This is a genomic window from Collinsella sp. AF14-35 (assembly GCF_003464565.1).
Taxonomy (GTDB): Bacteria; Actinomycetota; Coriobacteriia; order Coriobacteriales; family Coriobacteriaceae; genus Collinsella.
In genome coordinates this window covers 14,652-35,894 of the sequence record NZ_QRZD01000023.1, presented here as the reverse complement: position 1 = coordinate 35,894, position 21,243 = coordinate 14,652, and the positions used below count along the sequence as shown (strand labels likewise).

Sequence of the window (21,243 nt, the reverse complement as noted above, 5' to 3'; positions counted from 1 at the left end):
AACGACCTATTTGCTCAATGTGTTCGGCTGAGATCGGAAATCAACCAGCTACATTCAGATTGAATATGTTCTGTATGATGCCGATGGCAACCAGGTTGGAACGGCTCTTGCAAACACCAATCATCTGAAGGCGGGCGGCTCCTGGAAGTTCGAGGCGCTGGGTACGGTGTCTCCCGACCAGGTTGTTAGCTGGGAGCGTTCGGACGTAAGCGGTTTCTAGCATGTTGCATGCACTGGGGGAGGTGAGGTCGTATGCCCGATAAAAAGCTGACCGAGGAGTTGCTCAATGAGCTTCTCGATGCGCCGAACATCGATGGCTATATCAGGGAGCACGACTTTGCCGCCCCGTCGCTTTCGGACTACCTGAAGCAGCTGCTGCAGGAAAAGGGCTTGGAGCGCTCGCGCGTGGTTCGTATGGCCGATCTCAATGAGACCTTTGGCTATCAGATCTTTACCGGTGCGCGTCATCCGAGTCGCAATAAGGTGCTGCAGATTGCCTTTGCGATGGCGCTGACGCTCAAAGAGGCTAACCGTGCGCTGACGGCTGCCGGGGTAAGCGTCCTTAACTGCAAGGACCGCCGCGATGCGATTATCATCTTTTGCATCGATCGCGGGTGCAGTCTCCAAAAGGTCAACGAGGAGCTGTATCGCTTTGGCGAGGAGACGGTGAGTTAGCGGCTGATATCTGAGCCGGTGGAGCTGTCGAACAACGATGCAAACGAACGGGGCGCGGATGCCATGGGGTGTCTGCGCCCTGCGCTATGATGGAGGCTATGGATACTCAGACCCCAACATATTCTGATGATGAGCTGACCGCAGCGCTTGCCGAGCGCCTGGCGTCGCTCGATCGTGACGACAGCTATCGCGTGGAGCGTGTACTTAAGCGCTCGTCCGTTGAAACAACCGAGCTTGTGTACTTTGAAGGAACCGGCGGTGGTTCGCTCGGCCCCTTTGTCCGTAAACGCATCGATGCTTCGGCTCAAATCGGCGGGGCATACGAGCGTCTGTTTGCCGCTCAGCGGGCAGGCAGGCGTTTTGAGCACCTGCCCAGAATCGTCGATTGTCGTCGTGTGGGCGACGAGCTCAACGTGGTTATGGAATACATCGAAGGGGAGACGCTCGGGGCGCTGGTGTACCGTCTGGGAGCCACCCCCGATTATGCGCGTGAATTGTATCCTGCCCTATGCGATGCCGTGGGCGAGCTCCACACCGGTTTTGCAATAGCGGGGGAGACGTCGGCGCCGGTGATCCATCGCGACCTCAAGCCGTCGAATATCATCGTGACAGGTGCCAACTATACGCCTGATGACGGCCTGACGTTTTCATCGCTGGTGATTATCGACCTGGGGATCGCGCGCGTATGGCGCGATGGCGCCGATGCCGACACCGTCAAGTTTGGGACACGGCCCTATGCGCCGCCCGAGCAGTATGGGTTTGGGCAGACGAGTGTGCGCAGCGACGTCTACGCACTGGGCGCCCTGTTGTTCTTCTGCTTGGCGGGAGTCGACCCTAAACCAGGGCTCGACATGCGCGAGCAATGCGAGGCGCGCGGCATTCCCACTCCACTTGCCGATGCCGTCTGCATGTCGATGGCGCTCGATCCGGCCAAGCGTTTTGCGAGTGCGGAAGCGTTGGGACGGGCGACGCGCGCGGCATACGATTTGAGTCGCCCCGTGCGGCCTCCTGCGCCTGTCCGTACTCCAGACTCGGAGACGGTGTTGACGCCCCAAGGGCTCCAGAACCCCGCAGGGCTTCCTAGGCCTGCCGCTTCTGTTGCATGCGGTCTGCTCTCTCGCGTTCCGGAGTCTCTGGGGCGCATTTGGAATACGCTCGTCTGCTTCTCGCTGCTTGTGTTCTTTGCCGGAAGTCAATTTGCCGTCTTTCACCCCACGGGAGCAAACCAAAGCTACCCGACGTGGCTTCTCATAATCGAGTATTTTTTCTTTGTCGATGGCCTTATGGCGCTTATGCATTTTGCGCTGCTCGATAAGCGCCGTCTTCGTCGGCGATTTGCACTGCTCGACAGCTATCGCGGCATGAAACTCGCGAAACTCTGGCTCAAGGCATTGGGCGTGCTGCTCCTATGCATGATCGTCGTAGTCGCGGTCGTCAATGCGACCGGCGTCGTCGATACTTCCGCTACCTAAAAGAAAAGGGCCCCATTGGGGCCCTTTGCAGTTGCACTTAGATGCGGTTCATCTGAGCGGCGACTTTGTTGTACCAGTCCTGCCACGTGGGCGGGCAGTACTTTTTGGCCGCGGCCGGGGTAAGGGTGGAGCCGTAGTTGGCGCCCAGATAGGCAACGTGAGCGGAGATGCCCTCGCTCCAGCTGCCAAAGCTGCGCCAACCGCCGCCACGGGCACTCCAGCCCCAGGCGTTGTAAGAATTGGCGCAATAAGCACCCTTGGTGCTCTCGATGCAGGCGATGGCGGGGGACCAACGGGGGTCGACACCGGTATTCCAAGCGGCGACGGCAAAGTTGTAGCCCTGGCCTGCCATGGGGGAGCCGGCGAGATAATTGTCGATGCGGCCCGTCCACTCATTAATGAACGAATCGTAATCGGAGCTACCGGTATTGGCGTTGTTCACCGTGGTGTCGATGGTGGTGTTGGTGTTGGTGGCCTGGCTGCTGGAATTGCTGCCGCTTACGCCCTCGCCCGAGAGCTTCTCGGCGGCAGCGGCCTTATCGGCCTCAAGCTTGGCAAGCTCGGCGGCATTTTCCTGCTCGGCTTTTGCCTGTGCCTCGCTACGGAGCTGCTGGGCCTGCGCCAGCGCATCCTCGGCGTTTTTCTGCTCCGCCTCAAGCTGAGACTTGGCCTGCTGGAGCTCGGCCTTGTTCTGCTCGAGTTCGGTTTGCATGTTATTGAGCTCTTCGATCTCGTCGACGCTCGAGCTCGTGATCTGGTTGGTGTATTTGCAGGTCGTGATGAACTCACCCAGGCTCTGCGCGTTGACCAGGAAGCTCACGATGGGATTGGTGCCCTTCTGATACTTGTACAGATCGCGCATGGCAGAGCTTGCCTTGGCCTGCTGCTCGGGAAGCTTAGCCTCGATTTCCTCGATGCTCGCCTCATTGGAGTCAATCTGCTTTTGCAGGTCATCGAGTTTGGTGCGGGCGTCGTTGTAGGCGCTCGTGGCGGCTTCGATCTTCTGCTGGGCTGCGGAAAGCTGGTCCTGCGTTGCCTGCGAGGCGGCACACGCCGCAACGGGGGAGAGCATCGGTGTGGCCGTCAGCGCAACGGCGAGCACGGCGCTCGTGATGATACGAGCCGGCTTCGACGCGATGAGCGCTGCGGTGCGATGATTCGAATGCTGCATCCAGTCCCTCTGCAATCAATCGTAGGTTATGGTTCGAACGGTATTCTACTACTGCTTTCGACCTCAACTTGAACCTTAAAGGTTCCAAAGGGTCAAGTTGAACTTGAGACTTTGGCTTTGACCTGCAGTTATGATGAATTGTTGAGAAACCATAGAGTTCAACTTTAACGTTACGGGGGCCTGTTTGCGGACGGGCTTTCGGTCGTGAAAGCTATCTCAACAGGGGGTTTGCAGCTACAAGGCCCCATCGCGGTGAGTGCGGCCTTTATGCTGGACGATTACGTCGATTGCCATAGATACGGTGGAGCTTTGGGCGCCGGCGGCTTGGCACGCTAGAATAAATCAGTTGCGCAAAGACCGCCCGTTGTGTGGGCAGTTCATGATAGGAAGTTTCCATGGCATTGCAGTTTACAGAGCGCGAGTTCATTCCCGTGCTGCTCGGTGGCGACATCAACGCCTATTCGGTGGCGCGCGCCTTCTACGAGGAGTACCAGGTCAAGAGCCTGGTCTTTGGCAAGTACCAGACGGGTCCCGCGTACCGCAGCCAGATTATCGACTACACGCCCAACGTGGATATCGATACCATGCCTGTGATGCTCAGGACCGTCAACGGCATTGCCCAAGCGCATGCCGATAAGACGATTGTCCTTGTGGGCTGTGGCGATAACTATGTTGCCCTCGTGGCTCAGGCCAAGGATGCCCATGAGTTGGCGGATAACATCGTCGCGCCTTACGCTCCCTATAGCATGCTTGAGCAATGTCAGAAGAAGGAGATCTTCTACGAGCTGTGCGAGAAGCACGGCGTGCCCTATCCGCATACCTTTACCTTCACCATGGCGATGCTGAACGCCCAAGGCGAGGCACCTGCCGAAGTGCTCGACCAGATCGACTTTCCCTACCCGATGATCCTGAAGCCTTCTGACGGCATCATGTGGTGGCAGCACGAGTTCGAGGGCCAGAAAAAGGCCTATGAGATTGCCGACCGTGCCGAGCTGGAACAGGTCATTCGCGACTCGTATGCCAGCGGCTACACCGACGACCTGATCTTGCAGGATCGCGTGCCCGGCAATGACGAGTGCATGCGCGTGCTCACCAGTTATTCCGACCGCAACGGCAAGGTGCGCATGATGTGCCTGGGTCACGTGCTGCTCGAGGAGCATCAGCCTCACGGTGTCGGCAACCACGCCTGTATCATCACCGAGCCCAATGACGAGCTCATGGGCGGCGTGCGCAAGTTGCTCGAGGACCTTCACTTTGTGGGCTATTCCAACTTTGACGTTAAGTACGACGAGCGCGACGGCTCGTTTAAGTTCTTCGATTTCAACACGCGCCAAGGTCGCAGCAACTACTACGTCACTAACAGCGGCTTTAACGTTGCCAAGTATGTGGTGGACGAGCATGTGTTCAACCGCCCGTTTGAGCCGGAGTTTGTGACGGCGCAGGACGAGGCGCTGTGGATGGTCGTCCCCATGGGCGTCGTCGACAAGTACGTCAAGGATCCCGAGCTGCGCGCTAAGGTGCATCGCCTGGACAAGGAAGGCAAGGGCGCCGACCCTTCGTTTATGAAGGGCGACTTTGTCTTTAACCGCTGGCTGCGCATGTGGCACACCAAGCTGCGCCACTTTAAGCTGTTCAAGACGTATTACAAGTAGATGAGTGCGGCGCCCGTCCGGTTTACATCGGGCGGGCGCGGGTATGATACGCGCAATTGCGCAAGCGTCACCAAGGAGGCGGCGATGGAAAAGCTGGGAGTTATCGGCGGCATGGGCGCCGAGGCCACGTCGTATTACTACGACCAGGTAGTGCGTCATACGGCTGCTGCCTGCGATCAGGATCATATCGACATGGTGGTGCTCTCCAAGTCGACCATGCCCGACCGCACGCTGGCCATTAAGACCGGCGAGCACGCCAAGCTGCTGGCGACCATGAAAGAGTGTGCCCAGGCACTCGAGTCGCTGGGCTGTGCGCACATTGCCATTCCCTGCAACACGTCACACTACTTCTACGACCAGATCCAGTCGTTTACGAAGGTGCCGATTATCCACATGCCGCGTGAGTCGGTGCGCTATGCCCTTGCGGGTGCGGTGATGGGGGAGTGCGAGTTCGACCCCAACCTGAGCATGCCGGCCGAGCCGGTGCGCAAGATTGGCATCATGGGCACCGACGGAACCGTGGGCGCGGGCGTCTACGGCCGCGAATGCGAGGCTGCGGGTGTTGAGGTCGTCTATCCCAGCGAGAAACGTCAGAACGATGTGATGTCGCTTATCTACGATGATGTGAAAGCCGGACGTGAGCCCGATATGGATAAGTTCGACCGCGTGATGTGGGAGTTCGCCCGTAGCGGCTGCGACCGTGTCATTCTGGCCTGCACCGAGCTATCGGTGCTGCAGAAGTATCGAGAGATGCCCGAGATCACCCTCGATGCCATGGATGTCCTGGTGCGCGAATCCATCATCCGCAGCGGCGTCCCCTACCGCCTCTAGCTTCCGACCCGTCAAAAAGGGACAGGTTAATTTTGGTAGGTTTTATCTGGTGAAACAATAAAGGCCTCGGCTCGTTTGGTGCGAGCCGAGGCCTTTTGCGTTGGGCGGTTGCTGTCGGTGGTGAACTAGAACAGGAAGCCGATGGCGATGAGGGCGATGCTGACGATGAGTACGGCGATGTCCAGGCCCTTGATGGGGTAGCGCTTGTACGAGCTGGCGCGCGTGCGCAGATAGAAGCCGCGCTGTTCTGCCGCCAAGGCCGTGGCATCGGTCTTGCCCACGCTCGAGATGAGCAGCGGCACACACAGTGGCAACATGAGCTTAAGCTTCTTGATAGGGTTCTTGGTGTCGTACTCGACGCCGCGCGCGGTCTGCGCTTCCATGATGGCGTTCATCTCCTGACCAAACACTGGCACAAAGCGCAGCGCCGTGGTAAAGGTGAAGGCATAGCGATACGGTACGTGCAGCACCTCGACGCAGGCGTTGGCAAGGTCGTTGAGCTTGGTCACCATGAGCATGAGGATGAGCGGTAACGCCACACCCAGCAGGCGCAGACAGGCCTTCGATCCTGTGATGAGGCCCGTGTCGGTGATAAAGCCCCACACAACGTTGCCATCGCGCATAAAGGCCAGCTGGAGCACCAGCATGATAAGCGCGAGCGGAATCAGCAACTTGAGCAGCGAGAACAGACGGTCGACGACACCGGCATAGGCGCCCAGCGCAAGGGTGAGCACCAAAAAGCCCAGCAGCGCCACGTAGGTGTCGGACAAGAAGATGCCGACGATGATGGCGGCGGCGAGGCCCAGTTTGACGACGGGGTTCAGGCGATGCAGCAGCGTATCGCCCGGCATGTAGTCGATGACGTTAACCACGGCGGACCATCTCCTTGGTAATGCGAACGACATCGGTGACCTCGCTCACCTGCGCAAAAGCGGGCGAGACGGAAGATGCCAGACGGCGCGAGAGTTCAATAACCTGGGGAGGCTCCACGTAGGCACGCCGCATGAGATCGATGTTCGAGAATAGCTCGTGCGTGCGGCCGCGGTCGAGGATGCGACCGTCGGCCATTACTACGATACGCTCGGCAAAGTCGGAAACAACTTCCATATCGTGGCAGACCATGATAACGGCGCAGCCGCGCTCGGCCATGGTGCGCACCGTTTCCATGACGGTCATGCACTCGCGGTAATCAAGGCCGCTCGTGGGCTCGTCGAGCACGACGATCTTGGGCTCAACAACTACGACGGAGGCAAGCGCCACCATTTGTCGCTGGCCGCGCGAAAGCGAGAAAGGTGCCTCATCGGCAGGCAGGCCAAAGCGGTCGATAACGAGTCGAGCGCGACGCAGAGCCTCGGCACGGTCGATGCCGGCAAGCTCCAGGCCAAAAGCGACCTCGTCGAGTACGGTATCCTTGCAGATCTGGCGGTCGGGGTTTTGGAAGAGGGTTGCGACTTCGCGGGCGATGCGGCTCGTGGGAACGGCTGCGGTGTCCAGCCCCGTAACGCGCACGCTGCCCGAGGCGGGCTTAAGCAGGCCTGTGAGCAGCTTGGTGAGCGTGGTCTTGCCGGCACCGTTTTGGCCGACGATGCCCACGAGCTCGCCGGGATAGAGCGTCAGGTTGAGGTCGTGTACGGCGGCGCCGCCATTGGGATAGGCAAACTCAACATGGTCGAAGGTGAGTACGGGTTCGGCGTCCTTGGCATGAGGGCGCAACGACGGTGCATGCGGGGAGCCGGCGGGCGCCTGGGCTTCGCTGGCCGCGCGTGCGGGGTCGACGATGCCCGAAATCAGGCGCTCGGCCTCATCGACATCCAAGCAAGGGGTACCGCTTACCAGGCCATCGGCCTCGAGGCTATTGAAGATACGCGTGACGCGAGGGCAGTCGACGCCGATGGCACGGAGCTCGTCGGTATGCGCGAAGACCTCGTGTGGTTCGCCCTGCAGCGCGATTTCGCCATGGTTGAGCACGAGCACGCGGTTGCAGTACTCCGAGAGCAGGGCGACCTTTTGCTCAACGACGACGATGGTGATTCCAAGTGTGCGGTTTGCCTCACGCAGCGTCTCGAAGACCAACGTGGAGCTGGCGGGGTCGAGTGCCGCGGTGGGCTCGTCGAGAACCAAGACGCGCGGACGCATGGCGAGGATGGCGGCGATGGCTACCTTTTGCTTCTGTCCGCCCGAGAGGGTGGCGATCTCGCGGTCACGCAGGTCGCTGATGCCGACGGTCTCGAGCGTTTCACTCACGCGCCGCTCGATCTGGTCGTGGGGAACGCCAAAGTTCTCGAGGCCAAAGAGCATCTCGTCCTCGACGACCGAAGCGACCATCTGCGTGTCGATATCCTGCAGCACGCTGCCGACGATTTGCGACACGTCGGTGAGCGAGGCTTCGCAGGTGTCGTGGCCGTCTACCATGACGGCCCCAAAGAACGTGCCGGTGTAGTGGTGGGGCACGGCACCCGACAGGCAGGCGGCAAGCGTGGACTTGCCGGCGCCCGAGGGCCCGATGATGCCGATGAAATCTCCCTTGTTCACGCTGAGCGAGATGTGGCTGAGCGCCCGCTCGGTCTGCGTGCCATAGGAGAACGAGACATCGTCGACGTTGATGATCGTTTCCATGGATACCTTTCATAGTCATTGGGGACGTTCTTTAATGACTAGTCGTTTAAGAACGTCCCCAAGAGCTAGTTGTTTGGGACGGTCTTTACCGATGGGTCACTGTGGGTTAGTTGAGCTTCAGGGCCTTCTGGATGGGCAGGTAGAGGGCGCCGACCAGAATGGCGTTAAAGACGGCGGTCATGGCGACGACGGGCAACATAGCGGCGGCGAGCTCGCCGACCACGCCAAGCATGGCCATCTTGATAACCATGAAGATGACGCCGGAGACAAAGGTGGTCACGAAGGTAGCGACGATGGCGACGGCAGGCTTAACCTGACCGTTCTTGCCGGCGGCGTTGACGATGCCGGCCATGAGCATGGCGGCGATGCCCTCGGCGGCAAAATCGACGAACGGCGAAGTGGTGGTGATCTGGATCACGGCAGCCGAGATGAGGCCAATGACGAGCGCCTGGCCGATGTTGGGACGAACGACCAGGATGGTGAGGCAGAAGGCCGAGATGATGAACTCGGGGCTGATCATGCCGCCCGAGATGCCCGAGATTGCCTTGCCGACGGTGAAGTTGAGGATGAAGCCGGCGGCGAGCAGGATGGCGAGCAGGACGAGGGCGCGGACATCGAGTTTGCCGCGATCGGCGGTCTGGACGGTGCGGGGCTGGGTGGCGGTGGTGTTCTGAGACATGGTGAAAATCCTTTCGGAAGGGGATTGCAAGAGAAAAGCGGAGGCGCGTGATGCGAATGCGATCGGGCTCGAGATAGAAAAAGGCCCCCGGTCGAAACCGGAGGCCTTCCAATCACCTAGAGCGCAAAAACAGGCGTGAGGGACTCACTGTCGACCGATCGTATTCGCATCACGCCACCACCAGTTGTTGAGAGACTTCATCGTGTTCTTCATGTTGGTGGCTCCTTTCGTGATGCCGTGGCGCGGTCGCACCTAGTTGCTGTTGCGCTGCACTATAGCACAGCGAAGTGTGTGCGGGGAAATCTTTTTTAAAAAGATTTCAGGCGGGTTTCCCGTCGGTCAAAAAGGCGGGTTAAGTGGGCGTGGTGACTCATGTGCCCCGCCCGCTCAGCTAAGACGTTACTCCTTATTGCGACGGTAGAGGAAGTAACCGCCCGCGGAGATGACGGCAACGCCAGCGATGGCGAATGCAGCCACCATGCGGCCATCAAAACGATCGCCAGTGGTGGGCAGGCCGCCCTTGGTGTTCGTCTTGTTGGTGGTTACCGTGGTCGTGGTGTCCGACTTGCCGGGCTTCTCGGGCTTGGTGGTGGGCTGCTCGGGCTTAGCGGGCTGTTCGGGCTTAGCGGGCTGCTCGGGGGTACCGGGCTGTTCGGGAGTTCCGGGCTGATCCGGGGTCACCGGGTCGGTGGCAAGAGTGTCCTTGGCATAGGTGATGGACACCTTGAGGCCGTTGGTCTCAGTGTTCAGGTCGCTCGGGGTGAAGGGCGTGCTGAAATCCTCAGCCTTCAGATAAGCGCGCATCTCCTGGAGAAGGGCCTTGCACTTGACGTAGGTGTTCTCAGTGGCAGCCTTGCCGGCCTTGTTTGCCAGGGCGGTGCGGCCCTCAGTGGTGGTCTCGGCCTGCATAGCAGCATCGACCTCAAGGTTCTGCTCGATGAGCTCGTTCTGGAGAGCGTCGAGGTAGGCGCGAACGCCGGTGCCGAGCTGCTCGCGGTGCTCGTAGCAGAGGGAACTAATGTCCATGAGGACGTAGTTGATGGAGTTCTCGGGCTCCTCGTTGTTCACGATGTCCGTCTCTTCGCAGTGATCGTAGGAGACATCCTGATTGCTGAAGTAGGGGCTGACCTCGGTGAGCAGTGCAGAGTACAGAGGAATAGCGACGGAGTAGGCGGCGCGGGAGAGCATCTCCCACTGAATGGTCGCGATCTCGGGGTCCATGCCCTGACGGATCTGGAAGAGGTTGGTCTCGGTGCTTCTTTCGGTGCCGATGGCGTAGACACCGTCGGTGTTGGCGTTGAGGCCGGGGACATTTTCGCCGCGGTTGCCAAATGCACGGATCATCTCAAAGGTGTTCCAGTCGGACTTGCCGGGCTTGAAGAACAGGGGCTGGATCTCGCTGACCATGGCTCCGATTTGGTCGGGGCCTTTTTCCGGTTTAACCGTGACGATGTCGTAATCCGCACCCTTGGTCAACGGGGCCATGAAGTAATCGCGGCCCTGGACATAGCGAGTCCACTGATGAACGCCGGAATCGGCGACGCTTTTGCCATAGGTCTTGGCAACGTCGAACTTGCCGTCGGTGTACTCGGCGAAGCCATTTTTCTCGGGCATGGTCTGGATGCCCTCGGAGTGGAGGCAGTTCTCGGCGTCATCAAGGTTGACATCGTAATTGAGTCCGCCGATGTTGGGGTTGAGTGAGGCGACGTCATCGGCGAGCTTCATGGCGATCCACTGGTGGCCGGAAAGTGCGGCAAACAGCCAAGTCTCGTTGCTGTCGGCGATGATAATCTGATCGTTGCCGTTGGCGCCCTGCTCGTCGATGATCTTGCCGAGGAGCTCGACACCCTCACGTGCTTTGGCACTTTCGCCTAAGATAACGCTGCCGTAGCTATACTCGCCAATGCCAGTGTCGGTCAGGGGGTCTGCCTTGGCGGCTTTATCGTTCATGTTGGTGGTCAGCGTTGCGGAGCAGGACACGCCCTTCTCGTTGATGCCTGCCTCAGAGTAGGCATCATAGCGCCCGTGCCACTGCGAAGGATGATCGCGCACGTAGCTATAACGATATGTAGTCTTGGTCGACCTGTATGAGAAGTTGGACTCGTCTGAGCCGTAGGTATACCCGGGGGCATGCGACGGCTCAATGCCAAAGTGCTTGAGGTAGCGCGGGCCAAAGTCCTCGGCGCGACCATAATATGCGTTGCCGTCGGCTGTTAGGTTTTTGCCCATGTACATCTGCGTGCAGGCGAGCGCAGATGTCGGCATGGACATGATGGTCGCAGCTCCAAAGGCGAGGCCTATGCCTAGCTTCTTGAGCGCGTTGACGGGGCGAGTTTTCCTCATTTTCCCTCCCAGCGTGCGAAAGCCCTCTGTCGCCAGAGGGCTTCAGCCAATAAAGACACCTCATTAGCGTAACGAACTGGAAACAATATTCATCTATGAAAGAAACTTACTCGATAAGCGTGATGAAATATGCGATGAACGGTTAATCGTACTCAGTTTGCAGCTTTACTTTAATAAAGACGCCCTGTAATTACTGTAGCCGAATAAAGTAGCTGGGAATGCCCGAAATGAAAATCCCCCGCTGTTTGACGAATGCATAAACAGTGGGAGAGTCGATAACTGGATGAATATCATACCAATGTGGATTTACTTCTTTCGGCGGTGAATCACGTTGATGGCGTAACCGACGAGCATGGCCAAGACGATGACAATAAAGCCGATCAGGGGATTGTCGTTCATAGGGTCCTCCTATTTTCCGAGCGGGGAGAATTCGTCGACGATGAGGTCGAGGCATTGCGGAAGCGCGCGGGCTCCAAAGACGCCCGAATTGCTGGAGATAATCTCGCCATCGAACTGCATGCCCAGTGACGGGGTGCAGGTGATCTTGGCTTCCTTGGTCTGGATGATCTTGAACTGTGGGCGCCCGAGTACCTTGCCGGCGGGGTCAAGCGCAGCGGTGATCACGGTAGGCAGCAGCTGCACGGTGCGCACGGGTTCGATGACCGCAATGTCGACCATGCCGTCGTTCATGCGGCAGTTGGGGAACAGGTTGATGTCGTTTTGGATGACCGAGGTGTTGCCGGCCATGCAGCAGATGCCATCGAGCTCCTCGACAATGCCGTCATGCTCGATGGTAAAGTGCGCCACCGTGGGGTTGGGCGTGGCGAGCGCGGAGAGGAAGTAGGCGATCTCGCCGATGTCGTTTTTGGTAGGGGCGGCCTTCATCATGATCTCGGCGTCGAAGCCCGAGCCGGCGATGATGATAAAGCCGTGGCGCCTTTCGTTGCCGTTCTCGTCGAGCCAAAAGAGCTCGCCCATGTCCACTTTGACCGTGCGACCGGCACGGCAGGCCTTGGCAAGTGCCGCTGCCTCGGGGGCATTACCGATGTTGTTAAAGAACAGGCAGGCTGTGCCGGAGGGGAAGACGAGCGTGGGGACGCCGCATCCGCGCATTTGGTCGAGTACGTTGGAGACGGTGCCGTCGCCGCCCGAAATCACCACGCGATCAAACTCGCGCACGTCTGCCACGGCGTCTTCGGGTTCCATGCCATCGCCGATAAAACGCATCACGACCTCGTCGCCGCCCTGCGCGAGGGCGTGCGTGAATGCGTAGATTTCATCTGAGCTGGGGCCCGATGCCGGGTTGTGGATGATAAGGCAGCGCATACTTACGTTCCCGTTCTGTGACTAACCGAGTATAGTTGTAAGGCAATGCCGATATCCTACCCGTGTTTTTCGGGCCTAACCTTATTCGATGGGTTGATATGTACATTTCCACACATCAGGCTCTACTCGACTTTTGCCAGCGCGCCCGTGAGTTTGACGCGATTGCCGTCGATACCGAGTTTTTGCGCGAGCGCACGTTCCATCCGCGCCTGTGTTTGGTTCAGATTGCCACCCCTGCCGAGAGCGTTGCGGTCGACCCTCTGGTGATCGACGACCTGTCGCCGCTGGCCGAGCTTATGGCCGACGAGAGCGTGATCAAAGTCTTCCACGCCTGCTCGCAGGATATGGAGGTTATGCTCCATACCGTGGGCGTGCTGCCGCGTCCGATTTTTGACACGCAGGTGGCCGCCGCCTTTTTGGGCGAACGCCAGCAGATTTCCTACGGCGCGCTCGTGCAGACGTTTTGCGGCGTCTCGCTGCCCAAGACCGAGTCGCTGACCGACTGGTCGCGTCGCCCGCTGACCGACAAACAGATCGAGTACGCGATCGATGACGTCAAGTACCTGATCGTCGCCTATACCGAGATGATGAGCCGCCTGCGCGAGCTGGGCCGCGTGGACTGGGTGCTCGACGAGCTGCGCCCGCTGGCTGACGAGTCGCACTATCGCGCCGATCGCCACGAGGCGTTCCGTAAGGTCAAACGCATCAATTCGTGCAGCCGTCACCAGTTGGGCATCGCGCGCGAGCTCGCCGCCTGGCGCGAGGACCGCGCCGAGCGCCGCAACATCCCGCGCAAGTGGGTCATGTCCGACGATACGCTGCTGGCGCTCGTTAAGCGCAATCCCGTGCGCGTTGAGGAGTTCTGTAGCATTCGCGGTACCGACCAGTTGGGGGAGCGCGACGTGGACGGCGCGCTCATGGCCATCAAGCGCGGTGCGAGCTGCCCGCACGATCGCCTGCCGCTCATGGTGCGCGGGCATCGCCAGATCTCTCCGGAGCTGGAGAGCGTGACGGATCTCATGTACGCGCTCATCCGCCTGGTTGCCGAGCGCTCGGGGGTGGCGACCTCGGTCATTGCCTCGCGCGATGACCTGGCCGATTACATCGAGCATCCTGAGCAAAGCCCCCTGCGCGAAGGCTGGCGTTTTGAGCTTGTGGGTTCGCGCCTGGACGATCTGCTTTCCGGCAATATGGGGCTCACCGTGAAGGACGGAAAAATCGAACTCTTATAGTTACGCGGTTTTACCAAACCGCGTAACAGCTCGACGCTGCAAACGGCCGAGAGCGGCAATCTGACGTTCAATCGTCGCTCGCGTACCAAAGTACGCGTCGCTTCTCTTTCACGTCACCTTGCTCGCTCTCGGCCGTTTTCGCTGACGATGCCAAAACTTCGATGCTGACTTGCTTTCCGGTTGAGTGGGTAGAATGCCTCCAACGTGTAACTCGATTCGGAGGAATTCGCATGCCTTATTACTATGGATACGGCTTTGGCATCGACCCACTGTACCTGTTGGTTGTTCTTGTCTGCACGGTGCTCGGTCTTGCCGCGCAGAGCTATATCAACTCGACGTACAAGACGTGGTCCAAGGTTCGCTCGGACGGCGACACGGGCGCTACGGTCGCTCGCCGCATGCTCGACGCCAACGGTTGCAACGCTGTGGGCATCAAGGGCGTTGCCGGCGAGCTCACCGATCACTACAACCCGCAGGATAACAATCTGTATCTCTCGGACGCCAACCGTTCGGGTGGATCGGTCGCAAGCGTTGCCGTCGCCTGTCACGAGGCGGGCCACGCTGCGCAGCGTCAAAGTGGTTACGCCATGATGAAGGTGCGTACTGCCCTGGTCCCGGTCGTCAACTTTACCCAGAACACCTGGACCATCGTGCTGCTTATGGGCTTGTTCATGAACATCGCGGGACTCACGACCCTCGCACTGATCTTCTTCTCGTTTAGCGTGCTGTTCCAACTGGTTACGCTACCGGTCGAGATTGATGCTAGTCGGCGCGCCGTGGCGTATATTGAGCAGTCGGGTATGAGCTCCAAGCAGGTCAACGGTGCCAAGAAGGTGCTGACGGCCGCCGCGCTTACCTATGTGGCTGCGGCGCTCACCTCGATTATTCAGCTGCTCTATCTTATGGCTCGATACAACAGAAACTCCAACCGATAACAAATTGGGTCGCTGGGCGCCGCGGGGATTCGTGTCCTCGCGGCGCTGTACTATGTGTTGGACTTGAATTTGCGCAGGGCCGAAGCCCTTGTGCACGATGACGAAAGGAGGCTGCGTGGCAGGCTGGAATCTAACCGGCAATAGCGTTTCCGCCGAGTTCGACGGTTCGGACGAGCAAGAGCGTAAAGAGCTCAGCGTGAGCCAGGCGGTAGAGATCGCCGCCGGTGCGCTCGATGCTATTCCGCGACTGACCGTCCTGGGCGAGGTCACGGGTTTCCGTGGTCCCAATGCCCGAAGCGGCCACTGCTACTTCCAGATTAAAGACGACTCGGCCGCCGTCGACTGCATCATCTGGAAGGGCGCCTATCTCAAGCGTACCTTCGATCTGCGTGACGGCATGCAGGTGAGCTTTAAGGGCAGCTTCAATCTCTATAAGGCCACGGGCCGCATGAGCTTTGTCGCTCGCTCGTTTTCGCTGGCGGGGGAGGGTCTGCTGCGTCAACAGGTGGCGCAGTTGGCCGAAAAGCTACGCCGCGAGGGACTGATGGACGAGTCCCGCAAACGCCGCATCCCGGTGTTTTGCTCACGCGTGGCGGTCGTCACCTCGCTTTCCGGTGCGGTAATCGACGACGTCAAGCGTACGCTGCGCCGTCGCAACCCGCTCGTCGAGCTTGTCTGCGTGGGCGCCAAGGTTCAAGGCGAGGGTGCGCCGGCCGAGCTCATTGATGGCTTGCGCCGCGCCGCTTCCATTACGCCGGCGCCCGACTGTATTTTGCTGGTGCGCGGCGGCGGCTCCTTTGAGGACCTTATGACCTTTAACGACGAAGGGCTTGCCCGTGCGGTGGCGGCCTGTCCCGTGCCCGTGGTGACGGGCATTGGCCATGAGCCCGATACCTCGATCTGCGACATGGTGAGCGACCGCCGGGCCTCCACGCCCACGGCGGCGGCCGAATCGGTGGCGCCGGCTATGACGGAGTTGGCCGATGTACTCGAGGCGCGTCATCAGCGTCTGGGCGCCGCGATGGCTTCGATGATTGGGTCGAATCAGGTTGATTTGGAGATGCTCGATCAGCGTGGTCGCCGCGCCTGGGATACCTATACGGCCCGTCTGGGCGATGCGCTCGATGCAGCCGCGCGCCGCCCGTGCCTCAACGACCCAACGTTTATGGTCGAGCGCCGCGAATCGGAGCTTGCACTGACTGCCGATCGCCTGTCGGGCGCCATAGTACGCTCAGTCGGGGTCTTCCGCTCCAACTTCGAGCGTCTGCCCGAGCGTCTGGTCGCAAGCACCTCAGGGCTCGACGGCAAACGCCATGCGCTCACGCTTACGAGTTCCCGTCTGGAGCATCATGGACGTTCGATGCTCAGCAAACCCGCGTCCGACCTGGGCAGAGCTGCCGCGTCGCTCGATGCCCTGTCGCCGCTCAAAGTGCTTGCTCGCGGCTATTCCATCGCGTACAGCGATGATGGTGTGGCTACGAGTGCCAAGGCCTTTAAGCCTGGCGACGCCATTCGCGTGCGCATGGCAGACGGCAACGTGGCAGCAACGGTCGATACGGTCGAGTAGACCGCGTTTCGCAGTGATAGACCCTTAGGAAAGGAAACAGATATGGCAGAGAAGACCCCGGTCGAGCAGCTTACGTACAAGCAGGCCTCGCAGGAGCTGGAGCTCATCATCCGCAGCCTTGAGTCGGGCGATATGGAGCTCGAGGAGTCGCTCGAGAGCTACACCCGCGGCGTCGAGCTCCTCAAAAGCCTGCGCACCCGCCTGTCCGATGCCGAGCAGAAGGTCTCGGTGCTCCTTAAGGACGTCGACGGCAACGACGTACTCGCCGACGGCGAGGCCGCCAACACCGATGATAACCTTTCGTTCTAAGCATCTCGACCAAATATAATTACCTTGGTCTGTGAGAAAGGAACCAACCATGTGCGATTGCATCTTCTGCAAAATTGCCAACCACGAGATCCCCTCGACCGTTGTCTACGAGAACGATCAGGTCATCGCCTTCGACGACCTCAACCCCCAGGCGCCGGTCCACACGCTCGTGATCCCCAAGAAGCACTACAGCGATATCGCCGACAACGTATCTGCCGAGACCATGGGCGCCATGGCTCACGCCATCCAAGAGGTCGCCAAGGCCAAGGGTCTGGAGGACGGTTTCCGCGTCATCTCCAACAAGGGTGTCAACGCCGGCCAGACCGTCATGCACTTCCACATGCACGTTCTCGGCGGCAAAAACTTGGGCGAGGACCTCATCTGAGGGCCTCTGCTCCGTGCAATGAAGCGGAAGCTCGGGCACCGATAACTTATATATCAACGCAATAAACCCGAGCGCGAGGGCGTTTGGGTTTATTATTGAAGCGTATGTAACCTGGCGGCGCCACACCGCCTGTTAGTAGGGAGACGCATGAACGTTCTGGTCGTCAACGCAGGATCTTCGACCCTTAAGTATCAGGTCATCGATACCAAGTCCCACAAGGTGTCCGCAAAGGGCTCCTGCGAGCGCGTCTGTTTTACCGGCGGTACCTTCACCCACGCTGCCAACGGCTCCAAGAAGGTGACCGAGAACATCGAGTTCCCCGACCACAAGGTCGCCATCGAGGTCGTCCTGAAGGACCTCGAGGCCAACGGCGTCAAGATCGAGGGTATCGGCCACCGTATCGTTCAGGGCGGTTGGTACTTCGGTGATTCCTCCCTCGTCGACGAGGACGTCCTCGCCAAGATCCGCGAGGTTGCTCCGCTCGCCCCGCTGCACAATAACCCCGAGGCCAACGTTATCGAGTACTGCCTGGAGCAGTATCCCGACCTGCCCAACGTCACGGTCTATGACACCGCTTTCCACTTCAACATGCCCGAGGTCGCCAAGACTTACGCTCTGCCCAAGGATGTTTGCGACAAGCTGCACATTCGTAAGTACGGCGCCCACGGCACCAGCTACCGCTACATCTCCAAGAAGGTCGCCGAGATGACCAACGGCGGGGCCCGCAAGGTCGTCGTGTGCCACATCGGTTCCGGTGCCTCCCTGTGCGCCATCGAGGACGGCAAGTGCATGGACACCACCATGGGTCTCACCCCGCTTGACGGCGTCATGATGGGCACCCGCTGTGGCTCCATCGACCCGGCTACCGTGTGCTACCTGCAGCGCGAGGGCGGCTACACCTTCGACGAGGTTGACGAGATGATGAACAAGAAGTCCGGCCTTTTGGCTGTGACCGGTGGCAAGACCAACGATTGCCGCAATGTCGAGGAGCTCGCTGCCGCTGGCGACCCCGAGGCTCAGCTCGCCTTCGATATGTTCGTCTACAAGATTGCCGCCAAGGCTGCCGAGATGGCCACTTCTATGTGCGGTATGGACACCCTGGTCTTTACCGCCGGCATCGGCGAGCACGCTCCGGCCGTCCGCGCCGGCGTTGCCGACCGCCTGGCCTTTATGGGCGTCAAGATGGATCATGCCCGCAATGCCCTGCGTGGTGACGGCGCTTGGTGCCTGTCTGCCAAGGATTCCAAGGTCAAGATTTTCGTCATCCCCACGGACGAGGAGTTCATGATCGCTTCCGACGTCGAGCGCATCGTCAACGGCAAGTAATTGCAAGAGGGGAGGGGCTGGACGACCGAGCGCCGTTCAGCCCCTCTTTCGTCTCGTTGAGCGATATGCCTGATAGCTATTTATCAAGTTGTGATAACTTCTTATTAACATGCGGCCGCCTTAAGGGGTCTGCGCCGACCGTATCGCACTGCAAAGGAGTCTCATGAACGTACTTGTTGTCAACGCCGGCAGCTCGAGCCTTAAATATCAGCTTTTGGATACCGATACCCGCGAGGTTTTCGCCAAGGGCAACTGCGAGCGTATCGGCTCGGACATGGGCATCTTTGGCCACTCCGAGAACGGTGGTGCCAAGCAGACCGAGGAGATTCCTTTTCCCGATCATCGCTGCGCCATTGCGCGCGTGCTCGAGGAGCTCGAGAAGACCGACTTTACGATCGATGGCATCGGCCACCGTATCGTTCAGGGTGGCTGGCACTTCGATGATTCCGCGGTCGTCGACGATGAGGTCATGGCTAAGATCCTCGAGGTTGCTCCGCTCGCCCCGCTGCACAATTACGGCGAGGCCGCGGCAATCGAATATTGCCGCGAGAAGTATCCGGAGCTGCCCAACGTGGCCGTCTTCGACACCTCGTTCCACATGACCATGCCCGAGGTCGCCTACACCTACGCGCTGCCCAAGGACGTGTGCGACAAGTACCACGTGCGCAAGTACGGTGCCCACGGCACGAGTCACCGCTATGAGTGGATGATGGCCAAGGAGATCCTGGGCTCGCGCTGCCACCGCCTGCTCTCGTGCCATTTGGGCAACGGCGCCTCGCTTGCCGCCATCGAGGACGGTGTATGCCGCGATACCACGATGGGCCTCACGCCGCTCGACGGCCTGATGATGGGCACCCGTTGTGGTTCCATTGACCCGGCTACCGTGTGCTACCTGCAGCGCGAGGGCGGCTACAGCTACCAGGAAGTCGATGACATGATGAACAAGCAGTCTGGTCTGCTTGCCATCTCGGGCATCTCCAACGACGCCCGTGACATCCGTACGCGCGCCTCCGAGGGCGACGAGCGCTGCCTGCTCGCCTTCGATATGTTCGCCTACAAGGCCATGCAGCAGGCCGGCTCCATGATCGCTTCCATGGCGGGCGTCGACACCATTACCTTTACCGCCGGCATCGGCGAGAATGACTGGTCGATCCGCAAGGCCTTCTGCGACTGCTTCGAGTGGCTGGGCGTGCGCATCGACAACAACAAGAACCGCGAGGCCGTGGGCAACGGTCCGCAGGTCATCAGCGCCGCCGGTTCCGCCGTCACGGTCATGGTCATCCCCACCGACGAGGAATACATGATCGCCCACGACGTCGAGCGTCTGACCGCGAATAACTAGTGCGTTCGCTTGCGATTGAACGAAAGGCCTCCTGAGCAGCAGCTCAGGAGGCCTTTTTGCTAGCAGGCGGAAATTCCAGTCCCAAAGTGATCATCGCCGGCAACGCCTGCGCTCCCAGCAACGTCACCCATTCGTTCAGATCCTCAGCCCCAGCTCGTAGCCAAGCCGCCGCCCACTCCAGATTCCCTGACTGCTGCGTGACGGCAGGGACCCTGCAGGGCAAAGCTCTGAAAACATTCCGCAGGACGCAAAGAGGCTCCGCCGCGCGAAGCGCGCAGCGGAGCCTCTTTGCATGTCCGAGGACGTTTTCAGAGCTTTGCCCTGCAGGGTCCCGAGGGGATATGTAAGCTATTCAGCCATCTGAGCCTGGACGGCGGTGATGGCCACGACACCCACGATGTCGTCGGCAGAGCAGCCGCGCGACAGGTCGTTGACCGGCTTGGCGATGCCCTGCAGGATGGGGCCGTAGGCGTCGGCACCGGCGAAGCGCTGGACCAGCTTGTAGCCGATGTTGCCGGCCTCGAGATCGGGGAACACAAGCACGTTGGCCTTGCCGGCAACGGAGGAGCCGGGGGCCTTGAGCTGGGCGACGGTGGGAACGATGGCGGCGTCGAGCTGCAGGTCGCCATCGATGGCGAGCTCGGGAGCCTTCTCCTTGCAGAACTTCACGGCCTCCTGGACCTTCTTGGCAACCTCGCCGCCGGCGGAGCCCATGGTGGAGTAGGAGAGCATGGCCACGTGCGGCTCGACGCTGCCCATAAAGGTGGACCAGGAGTGAGCGGAGGCGATGGCGATCTCGGAGAGCTCGTCGGAGGACGGGTTGATGTTGAGGCCGCAGTCGGCGAAGATCAGCGTACCGTCGGTGCCGAACTGCGGGGTGTCGGTGCACATCACGAAGAAGGCCGAGACCAGCTTGGTACCCGGGGCGGTCTTAAGGATCTGCAGCGCGGGGCGCAGTGTGTCGGCGGTGGAGTGGCAGGCGCCGGAGACCAGGCCGTCGGCGTCACCCATCTTGACCATCATGGTGCCAAAGTAGGTGGCGTCCATCACCTGGGCACGAGCCTGCTCGATGGTGACGCCCTTCTTGGCGCGGAGCTCGGCAAACTTCTGCGCGTACTCCTCGTGCTTCTCGGCGTTGCGCGGGTCGATGACGGTGGCGCCGGGAACATCGATCTCGTCGGGGTTGCCCAGGATGACGAGCTTTGCCAGGCCCTCCTCGATGATTTTGTTTGCCGCGACGATGGTACGCGGATCCTCGCCCTCGGGCAGGACGATCGTCTTAAGGTCGGCCTTGGCGGCAGACTTCATACGGTTCAGGAAATCGCTCATGATACTCCTTACAAGCGTTTCGCTAAGCTCCAGGCCCTCGGCTGTACACGAAT

19 protein-coding genes are annotated in these 21,243 nt (G+C 59.9%); 12 read left to right on the top strand and 7 right to left on the bottom strand.

Annotation, left to right across the window (positions count from 1 at the left end):
* Positions 1-52: 52 nt before the first annotated feature.
* From DWW12_RS10045 to DWW12_RS07840, 3 genes are all read left to right on the top strand, one after another.
* Positions 53-220: an FxLYD domain-containing protein gene (locus tag DWW12_RS10045; protein WP_255413294.1), complete on the top strand. Its 168-nt coding sequence runs from the start codon at positions 53-55 to the stop codon at positions 218-220.
* A 32-nt stretch (positions 221-252) separates the two neighbouring features.
* Positions 253-675, top strand: coding sequence for an XRE family transcriptional regulator (locus tag DWW12_RS07845; protein WP_117637494.1), 423 nt, complete (start codon positions 253-255; stop codon positions 673-675).
* 98 nt (positions 676-773) lie between these two features.
* The gene (locus DWW12_RS07840) at positions 774-2,147 is read left to right on the top strand and encodes a protein kinase (RefSeq protein ID WP_158564429.1); all 1,374 of its coding nucleotides are present in this window, start codon (positions 774-776) and stop codon (positions 2,145-2,147) included.
* Positions 2,148-2,184: 37 nt separating this feature from the next.
* Here the strand turns inward: DWW12_RS07840 and DWW12_RS07835 are convergent, their stop codons facing one another.
* Positions 2,185-3,318 (bottom strand): glucosaminidase domain-containing protein, encoded by a 1,134-nt coding sequence (locus DWW12_RS07835; RefSeq protein WP_117855653.1) that lies wholly within the window; start codon positions 3,316-3,318, stop codon positions 2,185-2,187.
* Between the two features lie 395 nt (positions 3,319-3,713).
* Between DWW12_RS07835 and DWW12_RS07830 the strand changes: the two genes are divergently transcribed.
* Both DWW12_RS07830 and DWW12_RS07825 read left to right on the top strand, forming a co-directional pair.
* On the top strand, positions 3,714-4,970 hold the full coding sequence (locus tag DWW12_RS07830) for an ATP-grasp domain-containing protein (RefSeq protein ID WP_117855652.1): 1,257 nt from the start codon (positions 3,714-3,716) through the stop codon (positions 4,968-4,970).
* Between the two features lie 84 nt (positions 4,971-5,054).
* Positions 5,055-5,801 carry an aspartate/glutamate racemase family protein gene (locus DWW12_RS07825; protein WP_233544270.1) on the top strand — a complete coding sequence of 249 codons (747 nt, stop codon included), beginning with the start codon at positions 5,055-5,057 and terminating at the stop codon, positions 5,799-5,801.
* A gap of 125 nt (positions 5,802-5,926) precedes the next feature.
* Here the strand turns inward: DWW12_RS07825 and DWW12_RS07820 are convergent, their stop codons facing one another.
* From DWW12_RS07820 to DWW12_RS07800, 5 genes are all read right to left on the bottom strand, one after another.
* Positions 5,927-6,673 (bottom strand): energy-coupling factor transporter transmembrane protein EcfT, encoded by a 747-nt coding sequence (locus DWW12_RS07820; RefSeq protein WP_117637498.1) that lies wholly within the window; start codon positions 6,671-6,673, stop codon positions 5,927-5,929.
* Entirely contained in the window at positions 6,666-8,417 is a 1,752-nt protein-coding gene (locus tag DWW12_RS07815) for an ABC transporter ATP-binding protein (RefSeq protein WP_117855650.1), read from the bottom strand. The genes DWW12_RS07820 and DWW12_RS07815 overlap by 8 nt, the downstream gene beginning before the upstream one ends.
* A 106-nt stretch (positions 8,418-8,523) precedes the next feature.
* Positions 8,524-9,096 carry a hypothetical protein gene (locus DWW12_RS07810; RefSeq protein ID WP_117635404.1) on the bottom strand — a complete coding sequence of 191 codons (573 nt, stop codon included), beginning with the start codon at positions 9,094-9,096 and terminating at the stop codon, positions 8,524-8,526.
* A gap of 399 nt (positions 9,097-9,495) precedes the next feature.
* Positions 9,496-11,439: a C69 family dipeptidase gene (locus tag DWW12_RS07805; RefSeq protein ID WP_117855649.1), complete on the bottom strand. Its 1,944-nt coding sequence runs from the start codon at positions 11,437-11,439 to the stop codon at positions 9,496-9,498.
* Positions 11,440-11,847: 408 nt separating this feature from the next.
* A complete protein-coding gene (locus tag DWW12_RS07800; protein WP_117779285.1) occupies positions 11,848-12,765 on the bottom strand; it encodes a diacylglycerol kinase family protein in 918 nt (305 codons plus the stop codon).
* A gap of 98 nt (positions 12,766-12,863) precedes the next feature.
* Here DWW12_RS07800 and rnd point away from each other — a divergent pair, with 98 nt between their 5' ends.
* From rnd to DWW12_RS07765, 7 genes are all read left to right on the top strand, one after another.
* Positions 12,864-13,997 carry a ribonuclease D gene (gene rnd, locus DWW12_RS07795; RefSeq protein ID WP_117855648.1) on the top strand — a complete coding sequence of 378 codons (1,134 nt, stop codon included), beginning with the start codon at positions 12,864-12,866 and terminating at the stop codon, positions 13,995-13,997.
* 230 nt (positions 13,998-14,227) lie between these two features.
* Positions 14,228-14,932, top strand: coding sequence for a zinc metallopeptidase (locus DWW12_RS07790; protein ID WP_117855647.1), 705 nt, complete (start codon positions 14,228-14,230; stop codon positions 14,930-14,932).
* Between the two features lie 115 nt (positions 14,933-15,047).
* Positions 15,048-16,499 (top strand): exodeoxyribonuclease VII large subunit, encoded by a 1,452-nt coding sequence (gene xseA, locus DWW12_RS07785; RefSeq protein WP_369832433.1) that lies wholly within the window; start codon positions 15,048-15,050, stop codon positions 16,497-16,499.
* Between the two features lie 42 nt (positions 16,500-16,541).
* The gene (gene xseB, locus DWW12_RS07780; protein WP_006234311.1) at positions 16,542-16,808 is read left to right on the top strand and encodes an exodeoxyribonuclease VII small subunit; all 267 of its coding nucleotides are present in this window, start codon (positions 16,542-16,544) and stop codon (positions 16,806-16,808) included.
* A 49-nt stretch (positions 16,809-16,857) separates the two neighbouring features.
* Positions 16,858-17,193: a histidine triad nucleotide-binding protein gene (locus DWW12_RS07775; protein WP_117855646.1), complete on the top strand. Its 336-nt coding sequence runs from the start codon at positions 16,858-16,860 to the stop codon at positions 17,191-17,193.
* Between the two features lie 147 nt (positions 17,194-17,340).
* Positions 17,341-18,519 (top strand): acetate/propionate family kinase, encoded by a 1,179-nt coding sequence (locus DWW12_RS07770; RefSeq protein WP_117583927.1) that lies wholly within the window; start codon positions 17,341-17,343, stop codon positions 18,517-18,519.
* Positions 18,520-18,682: 163 nt separating this feature from the next.
* Positions 18,683-19,861, top strand: a complete 1,179-nt coding sequence (locus tag DWW12_RS07765) for an acetate/propionate family kinase (RefSeq protein ID WP_117564386.1) — start codon at positions 18,683-18,685, stop codon at positions 19,859-19,861.
* Positions 19,862-20,209: 348 nt separating this feature from the next.
* On the opposite strand, the gene pta is transcribed toward DWW12_RS07765, so the two are convergent.
* On the bottom strand, positions 20,210-21,190 hold the full coding sequence (gene pta / locus DWW12_RS07760; protein WP_117855645.1) for a phosphate acetyltransferase: 981 nt from the start codon (positions 21,188-21,190) through the stop codon (positions 20,210-20,212).
* Between the last annotated feature and the right edge of the window lie 53 nt (positions 21,191-21,243).

Excerpts from the sequence above, each read along its gene's own strand:
- DWW12_RS07835 (WP_117855653.1), bottom strand. The coding sequence starts at position 3,318 with ATGCAGCATTCGAATCATCGCACCGCAGCGCTCATCGCGTCGAAGCCG.
- DWW12_RS07830 (WP_117855652.1), top strand. The coding sequence starts at position 3,714 with ATGGCATTGCAGTTTACAGAGCGCGAGTTCATTCCCGTGCTGCTCGGT.
- DWW12_RS07805 (WP_117855649.1), bottom strand. The coding sequence starts at position 11,439 with ATGAGGAAAACTCGCCCCGTCAACGCGCTCAAGAAGCTAGGCATAGGC.
- rnd (WP_117855648.1), top strand. The coding sequence starts at position 12,864 with ATGTACATTTCCACACATCAGGCTCTACTCGACTTTTGCCAGCGCGCC.
- pta (WP_117855645.1), bottom strand. The coding sequence starts at position 21,190 with ATGAGCGATTTCCTGAACCGTATGAAGTCTGCCGCCAAGGCCGACCTT.
- DWW12_RS07770 (WP_117583927.1), top strand. The coding sequence starts at position 17,341 with ATGAACGTTCTGGTCGTCAACGCAGGATCTTCGACCCTTAAGTATCAG.
- DWW12_RS07790 (WP_117855647.1), top strand. The coding sequence starts at position 14,228 with ATGCCTTATTACTATGGATACGGCTTTGGCATCGACCCACTGTACCTG.
- DWW12_RS07845 (WP_117637494.1), top strand. The coding sequence starts at position 253 with ATGCCCGATAAAAAGCTGACCGAGGAGTTGCTCAATGAGCTTCTCGAT.
- DWW12_RS07810 (WP_117635404.1), bottom strand. The coding sequence starts at position 9,096 with ATGTCTCAGAACACCACCGCCACCCAGCCCCGCACCGTCCAGACCGCC.
- DWW12_RS07815 (WP_117855650.1), bottom strand. The coding sequence starts at position 8,417 with ATGGAAACGATCATCAACGTCGACGATGTCTCGTTCTCCTATGGCACG.
- DWW12_RS07825 (WP_233544270.1), top strand. The coding sequence starts at position 5,055 with ATGGAAAAGCTGGGAGTTATCGGCGGCATGGGCGCCGAGGCCACGTCG.
- DWW12_RS07775 (WP_117855646.1), top strand. The coding sequence starts at position 16,858 with ATGTGCGATTGCATCTTCTGCAAAATTGCCAACCACGAGATCCCCTCG.
- DWW12_RS07800 (WP_117779285.1), bottom strand. The coding sequence starts at position 12,765 with ATGCGCTGCCTTATCATCCACAACCCGGCATCGGGCCCCAGCTCAGAT.
- DWW12_RS07840 (WP_158564429.1), top strand. The coding sequence starts at position 774 with ATGGATACTCAGACCCCAACATATTCTGATGATGAGCTGACCGCAGCG.
- DWW12_RS07765 (WP_117564386.1), top strand. The coding sequence starts at position 18,683 with ATGAACGTACTTGTTGTCAACGCCGGCAGCTCGAGCCTTAAATATCAG.
- xseB (WP_006234311.1), top strand. The coding sequence starts at position 16,542 with ATGGCAGAGAAGACCCCGGTCGAGCAGCTTACGTACAAGCAGGCCTCG.